The sequence below is a fragment of the Microcoleus sp. B6-A1 genome, from assembly GCF_036705085.1.
In the GTDB taxonomy this organism is placed as follows: domain Bacteria; phylum Cyanobacteriota; class Cyanobacteriia; order Cyanobacteriales; family Microcoleaceae; genus Microcoleus.
This window is the reverse complement of record NZ_JAUBTU010000134.1, coordinates 1-15,143: the sequence shown is the minus strand read 5'-3', so window position 1 is coordinate 15,143 and position 15,143 is coordinate 1. Positions and strand designations below refer to the sequence as shown.

At 47.8% G+C, this 15,143-nt stretch carries 8 protein-coding genes and 1 pseudogene; 7 read left to right on the top strand and 2 right to left on the bottom strand.

The window, feature by feature from the left end:
* Nucleotides 1–85: 85 nt before the first annotated feature.
* On the bottom strand, nt 86–811 hold the full coding sequence (locus QUB11_RS29480) for a DUF502 domain-containing protein (RefSeq protein WP_333227539.1): 726 nt from the start codon (nt 809–811) through the stop codon (nt 86–88).
* A 1,413-nt stretch (nt 812–2,224) separates the two neighbouring features.
* On the opposite strand from QUB11_RS29480, the gene QUB11_RS29475 reads away from it, so the two are divergent.
* Complete coding sequence (locus QUB11_RS29475) at nt 2,225–5,053, top strand: PAS domain S-box protein (RefSeq protein ID WP_333207135.1); 2,829 nt, start codon at nt 2,225–2,227, stop codon at nt 5,051–5,053.
* Between the two features lie 860 nt (nt 5,054–5,913).
* Here QUB11_RS29475 and QUB11_RS29470 read toward each other — a convergent pair.
* Nucleotides 5,914–6,111 carry a hypothetical protein gene (locus tag QUB11_RS29470; RefSeq protein ID WP_015176637.1) on the bottom strand — a complete coding sequence of 66 codons (198 nt, stop codon included), beginning with the start codon at nt 6,109–6,111 and terminating at the stop codon, nt 5,914–5,916.
* A gap of 383 nt (nt 6,112–6,494) precedes the next feature.
* On the opposite strand from QUB11_RS29470, the gene QUB11_RS29465 reads away from it, so the two are divergent.
* The 6 genes and pseudogenes from QUB11_RS29465 to QUB11_RS29440 all read left to right on the top strand — a co-directional run.
* Complete coding sequence (locus tag QUB11_RS29465) at nt 6,495–6,845, top strand: STAS domain-containing protein (RefSeq protein WP_333207136.1); 351 nt, start codon at nt 6,495–6,497, stop codon at nt 6,843–6,845.
* Nucleotides 6,846–6,988: 143 nt separating this feature from the next.
* Nucleotides 6,989–9,733 carry a TIGR03960 family B12-binding radical SAM protein gene (locus QUB11_RS29460; protein WP_333392441.1) on the top strand — a complete coding sequence of 915 codons (2,745 nt, stop codon included), beginning with the start codon at nt 6,989–6,991 and terminating at the stop codon, nt 9,731–9,733.
* Nucleotides 9,734–10,665: 932 nt separating this feature from the next.
* Nucleotides 10,666–10,794, top strand: a complete 129-nt coding sequence (locus tag QUB11_RS29455; protein WP_333392439.1) for a hypothetical protein — start codon at nt 10,666–10,668, stop codon at nt 10,792–10,794.
* Nucleotides 10,795–11,203: 409 nt separating this feature from the next.
* A complete protein-coding gene (locus QUB11_RS29450) occupies nt 11,204–13,468 on the top strand; it encodes an Rne/Rng family ribonuclease (protein ID WP_333392437.1) in 2,265 nt (754 codons plus the stop codon).
* Nucleotides 13,469–13,470: 2 nt separating this feature from the next.
* Entirely contained in the window at nt 13,471–14,157 is a 687-nt protein-coding gene (locus tag QUB11_RS29445; RefSeq protein WP_333392435.1) for a ribonuclease HII, read from the top strand.
* A 196-nt stretch (nt 14,158–14,353) separates the two neighbouring features.
* Nucleotides 14,354–15,034: pseudogene (locus tag QUB11_RS29440) on the top strand (serine/threonine protein kinase); the annotation flags it as partial.
* Nucleotides 15,035–15,143: the final 109 nt, after the last annotated feature.

The window sequence follows — 15,143 nt, the reverse complement described above, 5'->3', positions numbered from 1 at the left end:
CCAAAAAGGACGGGCGGGACGCCCATCCCACAATAACAATTAAAATTGTAAGTTATTTAATTCGCGCTCCTAAAGATGTCTTCGTTTAGTCTTCTTCGACTGGAACAGCCTGGTATCTTGATTCGGATACCAAGGGTTCGAGTGTTTTGCCCTTAATATTTTCGGGGGTTACTGCAATTGAGTTGTTGGGGTTGACGATGCCGCCGGAGATGATGACTTTAAAGGCATCTTCGATCGACATTGACAAGTTGACTAAATCTGCCTCCGGCACTATAGCGTACCATCCGGTGGTGGGGTTGGGAGTGGTGGGGATGAAAATGCCGATCGGGGTTTCACCGGAAAGGTGAGGTGGGATGTCGTTACTCTCGATCGTACCGGTCACAAATGCTAAAGTCCAGATTCCCCGCCGCGGATATTCCACTAACACCACGCGGCGAAATTTGTCGTTTGATTTGAGGAGGGTTCCCAGCAGTTGTTTGAGGGTTTTGTAAACCGAACCGGCTAGGGGAATTGCCTGCAACACCCGTTCCCCAAAATCTAGCAGCCACTTGCCGAAAATGTTGCGGGCCATTAAGCCGATGACTAAAATGCTCAGCAGGGGTACAGCCAGCCCTACTAAAAGATTTAGCAGATTCACCAAAATCGGGTGGAGTCCGTCAAAAGGGTTGATCTGCTTGGGAATTTTGGTGAGAAAATTGATCACCCAACTGGCGACGGTAATTGTCAGCCAGATGGTGGTAGCTAAGGGTATCACTACCAATAGTCCTGCGATCAGGTCGTTTTTTAAGTCTTGTTTGATGCGTTGGAGCACGGCGGGTCAAATCTCCTCGTAACTGGTTCCCAATAACCTGAATAAAGCTGAGACTAAAGCAACTGCACGGGCTTTACTGGATGTCACCATAGACGATCGTCTTCAATTCTGCTAAACCCTACCCTTTCTGAGGGGGAAGAGTTAGGGATCGCCGGTGCTGTACCTTTATTTTAAAGAATTATTGCAAGTTGGCGCTTGATTTTAATATATGCGGGCTGTGCAGCAGCTCACCGTATTGTATATTTTAAGACATTTTGGGTCGGTTCAATCAATAAGCCGATCGGTCAATCGATTTTAGATTTTAGATTTTAGATTTTAGATTTTAGAGGCGACCCCAGGGATAAATGCGGGGGCTTGAGGATTTTAGACTTTCGATTTTGGATTGATTCCACGGATAAATCACGTGGCGGGTACCACCTTTGAAATTCGTGGTCAGAGACAGCCTGGGAGTCGAAGTGTAGCGAGTCCCGATCTAATTTTCTGTGATTTGTATAGGAAATTAATGGGTCGATCGAGCTTTCTCAGATTTTCGGCGGGGTGGCACTTCGTTTTACTTATATCTTGCACCCTTTTCCATAAGCTTTTTATGGACGGGCTCTCCTGCTCATCCCACAATCAAATTCACTCTTTGTGGAACAGGCCGGAAAGCCTGTTCTTGAAAATGGTGCAAAATATGAGTTTTACCGAATTCAGGGAATCTCTGCAGGTTGAGTGCAGTGTGTTTGCAAAAATCTATCTTTAGATAGATGAAGTGTAACCAGTTCCTACTACAATAACATTGCTTTTTGTGGGGCGACTGTGATAAACAAGCCAACAGTTGCCTACCATGCAACACTTGCATGGTAGGCAAATCCGGCAAAAAATAAAGCAGACATACCAGCAACTTTGACTTTTTTTGACACAATTGCTCGAACTTCTGGAAATAAGGGTAGAATTCAAGCGAATTCGAGCTGGAGAGGAGCGACAAAGCACTATAGAATTAACTCGGACATCACTACAAAAAAAATAATCTGCCAAACGAGGTAGCAGTAGTTAGTAGCAAGCGAGATAAATTACTACATAGCTAGTTGTTTCTAGCCAGAAGCGCGAAACTATTTGTTCAACAGGGTATAGCTAAACGGTTGCAGAGAAGCAAGACTCCAGCGGTGCCGATTCCTTGGAAACCGACGAAAGTTAAGGAAAAACAAGCGTACTAGCCAATCAAGTCAGAGCGGGGATTCACCCCGCAGCAAGAAGCAAGAGACTTGATTAGAAGTTAGGATTGAGATATGAATGCTCAACTCATGAAACCAATTAATTTTTACATTTTTTATGCCATTCAAAACCCCAGACTTTTTTTGGCTTCACTTAAATCCGCAGCCCGATCAAATTTTGTATAAACCGGTAATTAATATTTAAGTAAAAGGAATTTTTGTGAAAACGCTCAATATCCTCTTAGTAGAAGACAGTCCCCTAGATGCCGAACTGATTGAGGCATATCTAATGGATGGCGGGCTTCAATTTTCTCTGGTGTGTGTGGAAACTAGAGAAGACTTTGCCACGGCGCTGGAAAAAAAATGTTTTGACATTATTTTGGCAGATTATATGCTGCCTTGTTTTAACGGGATAGCTGCATTGGAAATCGCCAACACTACTTGTCCGGGAGTGCCGTTTATTTTTGTTTCGGCTACTTTGGGCGAGGAAGTGGCGATCGAAACTTTGAAAAGCGGCGCTACTGATTATGTTCTCAAACGCCGTTTGATACGCCTGGTGCCGTCGATTCAGCGGGCCCTGCGGGAAGTTCAAGAACGGAACGAGCGCAAGCAAGCTGAAGCACAGCAGCAGGAAAGCGAAGCTCGATTTCGGATTATGGCAGATACCGCGCCGGTGATGATTTGGATGTCGGACACTGACCAACTTGGCGATTACTTTAACAAAGTTTGGCTGGAGTTTACCGGTAGAACTTTGGCGCAAGAAATGGGCACTGGTTGGATGGAAAGCTTGCACCCAGATGACTTGCCAGAATGTCGGGATATTTACCAAAAAGCCTTCGACGCTGGCAGCGAGTACCGAATCGAATGCCGCCTGAGACGCTATGACGGGGAATACCGCTGGGTTTTGGGTACGGGCGTACCCAGGTACAGGCCCGATCACACTTTTGCAGGTTACATCGGTTCTTACATCGATATTAGCGATCGAAAACTGGCAGAACAAGAACGCGCTGCCGCTTTGTCCCGCGAACAAGCAGCGAGGTTGCAAGCAGAAGAAACTGCTAAAGCGCTGCAATCGGCAAACGATCAAATTACTAACATTCTCGAAAGCATTACCGATGCTTTTATCGCTGTTGATTTAAATTGGAACTATACCTATGTCAACCACCAAGCTATTGAGCTGTTAGGCAGACCAAAAGCAGAACTGATTGGTAAAAAAGTTTGGGATATATTTCCCTGGGCTGTCGATTTACAGTTTTACAAAATGGCGACCAAAGCACTAGCAGAAAAGGTAACGATCGAGTATGAAGAATTCGTGCCGCTATGGAATAAGTGGTTGAAGGTGCGTTTTTATCCTTCCGATTCTGGTTTGTCGGCTTACATCCAAGACGTTAGCGATCGCAAGCACACAGAAGCTGCACTCAAAGCTAGCGAAGAAAAGCTGAAAATGTTGGCAGAAGCTAACTTGATAGGAATTATATTCGGGGATGTTAACGGCGGCATCATGGAGGCTAACGACGAATTTTTGCGGATGGTTGGCTACAGACGGGAACAGTTGCAGCGCGGGGAATTAAACTGCATTGACATTACGCCGCCGGAGTACCAGTCTCTCGACGAAAAGGGGATTGCAGAGGCACAAGCAACGGGAGTTTGCACTCCCTACGAAAAGGAATACCGGAGGCAAGACGGTAGCCGGATTCCGGTGCTGATCGGATATGTTTTGCTGGGGGAAAAGCGTCAAGAATTTGTGGCTTTTATTCTCGATTTGACGGTTGGCAAGCAGTTGGAAAGAGAACTGCACGATCGAGCCCAGGAATTGGCGCGGGCGAACCGGATTAAAGACGAGTTTCTGGGAACTTTGTCCCACGAATTGCGGACACCGCTGAATGCGATGCTGGGATGGGCGCAACTGCTGCGAAACCGCAAGTTTGACGAAAAAACGACTGTTCGGGCTCTGGAAACGATCGACCGCAATACGCGCTCGCTGGCAACTCTGATCGACGATTTGCTGGACGTGTCGCAGATTATTACCGGTAAACTGTCGCTGAATTTGCGGTGGGTGGATGTGATTTCGACTGTTGAGGCTGCGATCGATACTCTCGCGCCCGCGATTGCCGCCAAAAATATTGAAATTGTGACGGATTTCGACCCAACTACCGGGCGGATTTTTGCCGATTCGGGCCGCTTGCAGCAGGTAGCGTGGAATTTGCTGTCGAATGCGATTAAGTTTACTTCCGGTGGCGGACAGGTGAGGGTGGCGGTGCGAAAGATGGAGAGGACTTTTGCCCGTGAGGAATTGGCTTGCTGTAAAAATTTGTCGCCCGCTAGTGTCGAAATTGAGGTTAGTGACACGGGACAAGGGATTTCAGAAGAGTTTTTGCCACACGTTTTCGAGCGGTTCAGCCAAGCTGACAGCTCTATAAGGCGATCGTACAACGGATTGGGTTTGGGTTTGGCCCTAGTGCGGCATTTTGTGGAAATGCACGGGGGGACGGTGCAAGCCGAATCTGCCGGGAAGGGAAAAGGATCGAGGTTTTTAGTGAAATTGCCAATTCAACAGCTTCATTGCGACGGCGGATTGTCTGTTGCTGGACTCGGGGAGTGGGCGATTCCTGAAAGCAAGGCGCGAGCCCCTGTAAAGGAGTCTTTTGTCAGCAGCAATCTTTCTGGAGTGCGGGTGTTGGTGGTAGATATCGACGCGGATTCCCTGGATTTTGCCTGTACAGTGCTCGAAGATTGCGGAGCTCAGGTGGAGACTGCTAGCTCTGGAATGGCTGCCCTGGAGGCGATTGAAAGGCTGAATCCGGATGTGTTGGCGATCGATATCGAGATGCAGGCCCCTGATGGAGAGGCTTTGCTGCAGCAAGTGCGATCGCGGATGGTGGATAGGGAAATTCCGGCGTTGGCGTTTACGGCGGTTGATAGGGTAGAGGAACGGGTACGGGCGCTGCAGCAAGGTTTTCAAGTTTACGTGCCCAAGCCGATCGAGCCTGCTGAGTTGGTGGCGGTGGTGGCAAGTTTGGCGGGACGCCCGAAGGATTTTAGATTTTAGATTTTAGATTTTAGATTGACTCGGCGATGACGGATGTCGTAACTACAAACCAATTTTCTTGCATTCGAGCGATCGGATAATAATTCTTAGGACTAAGGCCAACTGGCAGATTAAACAAAAATATGTAGTTGCGCTTGTGCGCTCTTAGCTTAGGAAATAGCGTATAGCCTTTCGAGCTCTCATATGAGGTACGACTGGCCTCCGTGGCCTCCGTGGCCTCCGTGGGCATACCTCACCACGCTTGAGAACCGCTATACAAGCGCAACTACATAATTAAAATTTAAGCTTTTTAAGCTTTATTTGTGACAGATGCCCTTAGTCCTAATCCGGCAGAAAAACTTTTTAGTATTAATTAGACTTAGAGCTAATTTGTCAACTCCCAAAAGTAAGAAATTTAATTTATGTCACAGTGTGTAGTTTTTGATACTGATAGCAGTTTCTCAAAGGAATGCAACTGTAGACCAGTTCCAAACCCCGATCATCATCAGTATTAAGATTTCTAAAATCTAAAATCTAAAATCTAAAATTGTATGAGGTTCAAGGACGATCGCCCTTAACAGTCTCTCCTCAAATATCAAGTTCAGCAATTAGCTGCTTCATTAAGCATGACTCTTAATTACACTTAATCTAATTTGTCATACCTCAAAAGTTATAGATTTAATTTAAGTCAAAGTTTTTAGCTTTTGATCAGAGGTGCAGGGACGATCGCCCATCACACTATCTCCTCAAATATCAAGTTCAGCAACGAGATGCTTCATTAGAAAAATATTCGGCCGACATAAATGCTTCTAACACTCCTCTATTGCCCGCCGTGCAATGATTTTTGGGTTTTTGGATGTGGACTGGTCGCACGCTTCCCACTATCGACGGCTAGATACCAATTGCACCCGGCCGGCATCCATTTCATCCATTAATAACTCTAAAGCCTCATAATCAATATCCGAGATGTACCCCAAACGGGTGAGCTCGTAGTTGATTTCGTTTTCAATGTCAGGCGTCAACTGCTTAATGTAGAGGGCTTTTTCTACAAGTTGACGAATAGCATGAGTTGCTTGCATAGTAAGTCGGAGAACTCCGTACATTTTTATTCTCCTCTGAATTGTCGAGCAAACAGGTGATCTAGATCAGAACTAATAAGTGATTTAAATTACATTGTTCAGTTTTATCTAACAGCTAGGGCCAAGTCGATCGCAATTTTTATAGTTACCAAGACTCAACCTACAGACATAAATAAAAAATAGTATAGTAGCTTACGTTTCCTCCCCAAATCTTACGCAAAACTTCATAAAAAAGAGTCAATAAATAAAGATTCAGTAAAACTACTGACAACAACTGGTCAGTTTGCCTCAGATTAAGTTAGGCTCAGAGCAATCAAGTAGGTTTAGGCTTACATCCGTCCAGCGCAGTAGTTGAAAATACGTAGCAATCATAGGTTTGACATATGCAGACACTTCTTGCCCATAAACCAATTACGGTGATTCGACCCCTAGACTACCTGAATGCAGCCACCTGCGGAGAATTCGGCGTACAACTAATGACAGCAATTGCAGCCCCCGGTGTTGTAGCGGTACTCGTAGATTTGGACGCGGTAAAATTTATTGACAGTGCCGGTTTGATGGCATTGGTTTCGGGCCTGAAGCAGGCGAAAAAAATGGGGCGCAGGTTTAGTCTTTGCTCGGTATCCCCAGGGATTAAGATGATTCTGGAACTCAGCCAACTCGATCGAGTGTTTGAGATATTTGAAAATGTCGATAGCTTTGAAGCCGAACACTCCTGCGTAAAACAACACTGATAGAGCCTCCTGGGCGACGAGAACAGGCAAAAAAACACAGCAAATTCGGTTAAATGCCCGAAAAGACAGACTACTGTCGTTGGCGTGTTGGCAGATTTTAAGGTAGGCTGCTTAAGAGTCGCAAATATTTAGCGAGTCGAGCCGTGGCAGTAAAAGTCGAAGAATTACTTACAGCAGACATTAATCAGCCTGCTCGTTATCTGGGAAACGAATTGGGATCTACGCACAAGCCTTGGGACGGGGCGTTGGTGCGCTGGGTTCTCACTTACCCAGAAGTTTATGAAGTTGGTGCTTCCAATCTGGGGCACATCATCCTTTACAACATTTTGAACGCAGGGCCGAGACAGTTGTGCGATCGAGCTTATTTGCCCGCACCAGACTTGGCAGCAAAACTGCGATCGACCAAAACTCCGCTGTTTGCCGTAGAATCGAGGCGATCGCTCACAGAATTTGATATTCTGGGCTTCAGCCTCAGCTACGAACTCGGAGCCACAAACATTCTGGAAATGCTGGATTTAGCCGGCATTCCCCTAACTTGGCAAGAAAGAGCGACCAATCCCCAAAACGGTCAAATGCCACTGATTTTTGCTGGCGGGCAAACGGCAACTTCCAACCCCGAACCCTACGCGGACTTTTTTGACTTCATCGCTTTGGGAGATGGAGAAGAGTTGCTGCCAGAAATTGGCTTGATTTTGGCAGAAGGCAAAACAAATAATTTGAGCCGAGAAGCATTGCTGCTGGATTTAGCGCAAATTCCAGGCGTCTACGTCCCGCAATTCTACGATATGGCGGCCGACGGTTCCGTTCATCCCAACCGCCCGCAAGTTCCAGAACGAATTCTGCGCCGCGTGGCGACTCCCATACCAGCTTATTCGATCGGCCTGGTTCCCTACGTCCAGACAGTACACGACAGACTGACAGTAGAAATCCGTCGGGGATGCACCCGCGGGTGTCGATTCTGTCAGCCGGGAATGCTGACTCGCCCCGCGCGCGATGTCGAACCGCAGCAAGTCGTAGAGGCGATCGAACAGGGGATGCAAGCCACCGGGCACAGCGAGTTTTCCCTGCTTTCCCTCAGTTGTTCCGACTATCTGGCACTCCCCGCAGTTGGGATGGAAATCAAAAATCGCCTGAAAGATAAAAATATTTCTCTGTCTCTACCCAGCCAGCGAGTTGACAGATTTGACGATAATATTGCCGACATTCTCGGCGGTACGCGACAAGGCGGTTTGACTTTTGCCCCGGAAGCTGGTACTCAGCGGATGCGCGACATCGTTAACAAAGGTTTGACTAACGAAGAATTGCTTCGGGGTGTCAAAACTGCGGTCGATCGCGGCTGGGATAAAATCAAGCTGTATTTTATGATCGGTTTGCCCGGAGAAACCGATGAAGATGTTGTGGGTATCGCTGAAACAGTCCGCTGGCTGCACAGGGAATGCAGGATCGATGGCAGGCGGGGACTGAATTTTAATTTGACAATTTCTAATTTTACGCCTAAGCCTCACACTCCTTTTCAGTGGCACTCGGTTTCTACTGCTGAGTTTTCCCGCAAGCAAAAACTCCTCAAGGAAGAGTTTCGCGGGATGCGAGGCGTCAAGGTGAATTACACTGATGTGCGGATTTCGGCAATGGAGGATTTTGTCGGAAGGGGCGATCGACGTTTGGGCGCTGTAGTCCGCCGCGCTTGGGAACTTGGCGCGGGTATGGATGCGTGGTGGGAAAGCTTGGATCAGGCTTACAAAGCTTGGACTCAGGCGATCGATGAGTCGGGCCTTACCTGGAAATACCGCCAAGTCGAAAGCGGCGAGTGGAATCTTTTTGAGAAGGAAGAGGAGCACGACACGGATGCGGACACGGATACACGGATGAATTTAACGGCGGAGGCGGGCACGGGGGCACCGCCCCTACTGGATCAACCTTTGCCTTGGGATCATTTAGATACGGGAATCGACAAAAACTGGCTGAAAATTGACTTGCAAAAGGCTTTAGAAGCAGCGACGGTTCCCGACTGTTCCTTTGAAGGGTGTTCGCGCTGCGGGGTGTGTGGCACTGATTTCGGACACAATGTGGTTGTGGATGCGCTGCCAATTCCTGAGTTTGCTGGGGAGTTTGTCCCGAATACGGAGCGGAAACAGCGTTTGCGGGTTTGGTTCGGGAAGGTGGGCGATATGGCTTTGGTTGGTCATTTGGATTTGATCCGATTGTTCGATCGAGTAGTCCGCAGAGCCGATTTGCCGATTTCGTTTACCGGGGGGTTTCACCCGAACCCTCGGATTTCTCTGGCAAATGCTCTGCCTCTGGGTGTTACCAGCACTGGGGAAATTGCCGACTTTGAGCTCACTGAGTCGATCGATATTGAGAGTTTTCGGGAAAAGTTGGGGGCTAAGCTGCCGGAAAATATTCCGATTTACAAGGTTGAGTCGATCGATCTCAAGGCTCCTTCTGCTAACCAGTTGTTAGAAGCAGCGGAGTACGTAATTACTGTGGCCTCCGCAGGCTCGTTGACAGAAAATGGCGAATTAGACCATGAAAATTCTGCTCCTGTCTCTGTGGCTCCTGATGCCAACTGGGAAGCTTGGGTCAAGACGATAGTCGAAACCGAGGCTTTTTGGCGGGTGCATACTACTAAGTCGGGAAAGACGCAGGATGTCAATTTGCGCGATCGACTGCACAAACTAGAACTTGTAGAGCAGAAACCACACAGCAGCACAAGAGCTAGGAGTGGTACATCCGAAGGTAGAGCCGTCTTGCGCTTTACCGGCAGTTGTCGCAGCGATGGCAACTTGCTAAAGCCAGAACATATTGTTTTCATGCTCGAACAAGTCAGCCAGCAGGAAATTCAGCTTCTGCAGGTTGAGCGTAGTCAGCTAATCCTAGGTTATGGTTAAGATAGGGAAGCCGTGGTGGAATTTTTTACCTTCGGCTCTCGATCGGGATGTGTCCTTTCACGCTATAATCGCTTGTTATGGAAGCCGCGGCGGCTCGAGCGCTTTAGTCGCTCGCCGCCCTCGTCAACCAGCAACGCGGGCTGGGTGCAATTTGCTTCTGTTCAAGACTTCAAGCCTTTTTGTTGTACATTCACGGGCTAAATCTAGCGCCAAACCCGCCGGAGCGGGGCCTGAACCAAATTTAGCGATTAATTTCGATCGATCGACTGGTTGTCGGTGGTCGGCTTATTCAAAAATCTCACGGTTCAAACCGCAGAGCGGATATTCAACAATAGATGTTTTTGACGGGTCAAAAAACGGAGATAAGCCCCCGACTTAAGTCGTGGAGAACCAAAAATTTTAGATTTTAGATTAAAGTTCCAGCTCCCAGATTCGTCTGTCGAGTAAATCTAAAATCTAAAATCTAAAATCTAAAATCGACTGACCCGTCAAAAAACGCAGATAAGCCCCCGACTTAAGTGGTGAAGAACCAAAAATTTTAGATTTTAGACTCTAGTTCAATCTCCCAGATTCATCTGTGGAGTAAATCTAAAATCTCAAATCTAAAATCGACTGACCCGTCGAAAAACGGAAATAAGCCCCCGACTTAATTCGTGGAGAACCAAAAATTTTAGATTTTAGACTCTAGTTCAATCTCCCAGATTCATCTGTGGAGTAAATCTAAAATCTAAGATTTAAAATCTAAAATCGACTGACCCGTCAAAAAACGGAGATAAGCCCCCGACTTAATTCGTGGAGAACCAAAATTTTAGATTTTAGACTAAATTTCAATCTCCCAGATTCATCTGTGGAGTAAATCTAAAATCTAAAATCTAAAATCTAAAATCGACTGACGAGGTTTTAGGGTTGGCAGGGGCGGAGGTTGCAGTCGAATGCCAAGCTGGGGTATGTTGAGTGCGATCGCACAAGAATTCAACAAAAGTCCTTACGCTTTCACTCCTACCAACTTTCGCTCAAAACCAGCCCTCAACCACCACGCAAGCGGAGTTATCAGTTCGTAGTGTTAAGTTGTGTGTTAAGAAATTGGTACGGTGTCAATGAATTTATTCGCGCTCGTTCAAAGGAAGAGTTGTAAGTGTTGAATTTTGAGTATTGATTTCGCAATTGTCAACTCAAATCTCAATATTGCTAACTCGATAAAAGCCTCCTTATTTCTATCTCTCAGATTTATCTGCTGAGCATAACTCATAACTCTGTACGGGCGGGTTTAACTACTTTATCTGTAACAGTTAACAGTTAACAGTGAACAGTCAACAGTTAACAGTGAACGGTCAACAGTTAACTTTCTTTCCACCCTGCACCAACTCACAGCTAATAACTCTTCAAGCTACTACTAATTACAGTCTAAGTCAGAGGCACTATGAGTGCGTAAGTGTCTCTAACTTGCTGCCAGTTTTTTGAGGAAATTGAATGACAAAGCAGATAGTTATAGCAGAGCAGCATCGCATTGCTGCCGTCTTTTCAGAAGATCAAATCCAAGAACTTGTGGTAGCCACAGGCAGCCACCAAGTCAGTGACATTTACTTGGGAATTGTTGAAAATGTACTCCCAGGGATAGATGCGGCCTTCGTTAATATTGGCGACCCAGAACGTAACGGGTTTATGCACGTCACAGACCTCGGCCCGCTGCGCCTTAAACGCTCGGCCGGAGCAATTACAGAACTCCTGACCCCCCAGCAGAAAGTGGTGGTACAGGTAATGAAAGAACCGACGGGCAGCAAAGGCCCCCGGCTGACAGGCAACATTACCCTGCCAGGCCGCTATTTGGTACTGATGCCCTACGGCAGGGGAGTCAATCTCTCACGGCGGATCAAGTCGGAAGCCGAGCGCAACCGCCTCAGAGCCCTAGCTATTTTGGTGAAACCGGCCGGGATGGGGCTGCTGGTACGCACTGAAGCTGAAGGGATGACCGAAGAAGCGATCATGGAAGATTTGGAAGTCCTCCAAAAACAGTGGGAAGCCGTTCAACTAGAAGGCGGTACTTCGCGGGCGCCGGCACTGCTCAACCGGGATGACGATTTTATCCAGCGGGTGCTGCGAGATATGTTCAGCGGTGACGTGAATCGGATTGTGGTGGACTCGCAAAATGGAATTAAGCGGGTGAAGCAGCAGTTGATGAGCTGGAACGGCGGTAAACTGCCTGCGGGAGTTTTGATCGACCACCACCGAGAGCGCGCCTCGATTTTAGAATTTTTCCGGGTTAACGCTGCGATTCGAGAAGCCCTCAGACCAAGGGTTGATTTGCCTTCGGGTGGTTATGTGATTATCGAGCCGACTGAGGCGCTGACGGTGATTGATGTCAACTCTGGCTCGTTTACTCGATCGGCGACGGCTCGGGAAACGGTACTCTGGACAAATTGCGAAGCAGCCACGGAAATTGCTAGACAACTGCGGTTACGCAATATTGCCGGGGTGATTATTGTTGACTTTATTGACATGGAATCCCGCCGCGATCAGTTGCAGGTGCTGGAACATTTCAATAAAGCTCTCAAAGCTGACAAAGCTCGGCCACAAATCGCTCAACTGTCGGAATTGGGGCTGGTAGAACTGACTCGCAAGCGCCAAGGTCAAAATATTTACGAGTTGTTCGGCCACAGTTGCCCTACTTGCAGCGGGTTGGGTCATCTGGTGCGCTTGCCCGGAGAAGAAGACTTCGCCGCAGCGGTGCGGGAATCGGCCGATCGCACTGTTGCTACCTCGAACCGCGTTTTGTTGAATTTGCCCGAAGGGTTGGAACGCCGCAGCTTGACGCCTGTGGCGGCTGCAACTCCTGCCCCAGTGCGGGAAGAACGCTCCCCCGAACCTGCTCGGGCTGCTTGGGAACCTCAAAGCGAAAGTTTGGATTTTGAGACCGGCAGCAACGCATCGCCTTTGGACTTGCTCAACCATCCCAGCTATCAGGATTTGGGGAACGGAACTAGACGCCGCCGCCGCCGCCGGATTGGCGAAGAGCCTTTTGCTCTCCCGGCGGAGGAGGAACCGGTACGCAGCAAGTTGCGGCTGCCGAATACTTCGAGCGCGCCCGTCGCGGATACGCGCTCTGAGTATCTGGCACCCCCCGGCATCCGGGCGGCTTCGGAGGGCTTCGGGCTGGTGAATATGGCTACTGTTGGCAGGCGCGAGGATTTCGATCGCGTGCGTCCCGCTAAGTCTGAGTTGATGAAGCCGATGGTCGAGCCTCCAGAGGTGATTTCGGTGGAAATGACGGCGGAGGAGCAGGATGTTTATGCTCTGATGGGGGTTTCTCCTTTGGTGCTGACCGATCGCAGCGTCAAAAATCCTAAGAATGCGATCGTTTCGGTGACTCTCCCCGGATCGGCCCCGAACAAGCCGCCTTTCGAGCAGCTCGAATTTGAATTTGAACCGACGACGCCTCCACCGAATGCTGAGGAACAGGATTATTATTCAGAAAGATCGGTAGTTGAGCCTGTTTTTTCTGAGGATGATGAGGCCCAAATTTACGGCGAGAGTTCGATCGACTCAACTGATGATTTTGATCGGATGGAGGAACCCAGCGATGTGATGGGCGAATCCTATGAGCCGATCGAATCCTATGAGTCGATCGAACTCAATGAGCCGATCGAACTCAATGAGCCGATCGAATCAAGCGAACCCGAGGAGCCTGCTATTAACCGCCGCCGCCGCCGCCGCTCATCTGCCCTTTTGGATGAATAGTTATGAAGGAAGAGGGAAGAGATAAGAGGGAAGAAAGAAGAAGGAAGAAGGAAGAAGTAGAAATTTTTACTCTCTTCCCATCTTTCCATCTTCCCCTTTCCCCCTCTCCCTCGGACTCTCTAGTAATTGCGGGTGTGGATGAAGTCGGACGAGGGGCTTTGTTCGGGCCGGTGGTGGCTGCTGCCTGCATTTTGCCCGACGAAGTTCTCGATGAATTAGCAAGTTGCGGGGTGCGCGACAGCAAGCAGTTGAGTGCCGCAGCCCGGAGTCGGTTAGCTGTGAAAATCCGGGCTGTGGCTGTTGACTGTCAAATTGGTGTGGCTTCGGTGCGGGAGATCGATCGCCTCAATATTTTGCAGGCTTCTTTGTTGGCGATGAAACGGGCGATTTTGAAGTTGAAGGTGACGCCGGATTTGTGTTTGGTTGATGGGAATCAAAGGATTCCCAATTTGGCGATCGAGCAAGAGACGATGATCAAGGGTGATGGGCGATCGATTCAGATTGCTGCTGCTAGTATTGTGGCGAAGGTTTGGCGCGATGAATTAATAGTGCGTTTGGCTGTTAAGTATCCTGAATATGACTTGACAAACAACAAAGGATATGGTACAAAAAAACATAAATTAGCTTTAGAACGGTTTGGTGTGTCTGTCTTTCACCGGGTGTCATTTAGTCCTTGCCGAGAATCTTAAAATTTACAGAAAAGCCTGCATAAAATTTACAATAAATTCGAGGATGGGCACATCGCATGGGAGCATCTCTGCGGAGAACAAAAAGTATTTTTTAACAGTGCGAGCGGGGACGCTCGCACTACATACAAAACTGAGATGCTCCCCATCGCAATCAGCCTCCAGAAACCCCGCAACATATTAATAGAGAATAAATCCCATGACTGACACTTCACTAACAATTCCCGGATATCGCATCCTCGATCGCATTTACAACGGCTCCAGAACCCAAGTTTACCGAGCGCTCTCCGAATCAGACCAACAACCCGTCGCCATCAAAATCCTGCAAAGCGAATATCCCACTTTCAACGAACTCGTACAGTTTCGGAATCAGTACATAATCACCAAAAATCTTGACCTGACAGGAATTGTTAAACCCCTGGCGCTCTCCAACTACCGCAACGGTTTTGCTTTAGTCATGGAAGATTTTGGCGGGATCTCTCTTACCGAATATACCGCCCTTCGCCCACTCAGTAGCGCCAATTTTTTACCAATAGCAATTCAAATAGTCAAAGTATTAGAAGGACTCTATCGCGATCGAATTATTCACAAAGATCTAAAACCCCAGAATATTCTAATTAATCCCAACACCAAAGAAGTCAAAATCATCGACTTCAGTATTTCTTCCCTTTTGCCCAGAGAAAACCAAGAAATTATCAGCCCTAACGTTCTGGAAGGAACGCTAATTTATATGTCTCCCGAACAAACCGGTAGAATGAATCGAGGTATCGACTACCGCACCGATTTCTACTCGCTGGGAGTCACATTTTACGAACTACTGACAGGACAATTACCCTTTAATTCTACCGAGCAAATGGAGTTAGTTCACTCCCATCTCGCCCCAGGGTAAACGCATCTAAATTAAGTTGACAGAAAATCATATTTGTGCGTGAGTCTTTTTCTGAAAAAATCCTTCTTAAAACTCTTAAATCCGATGGAATTAACCCAGT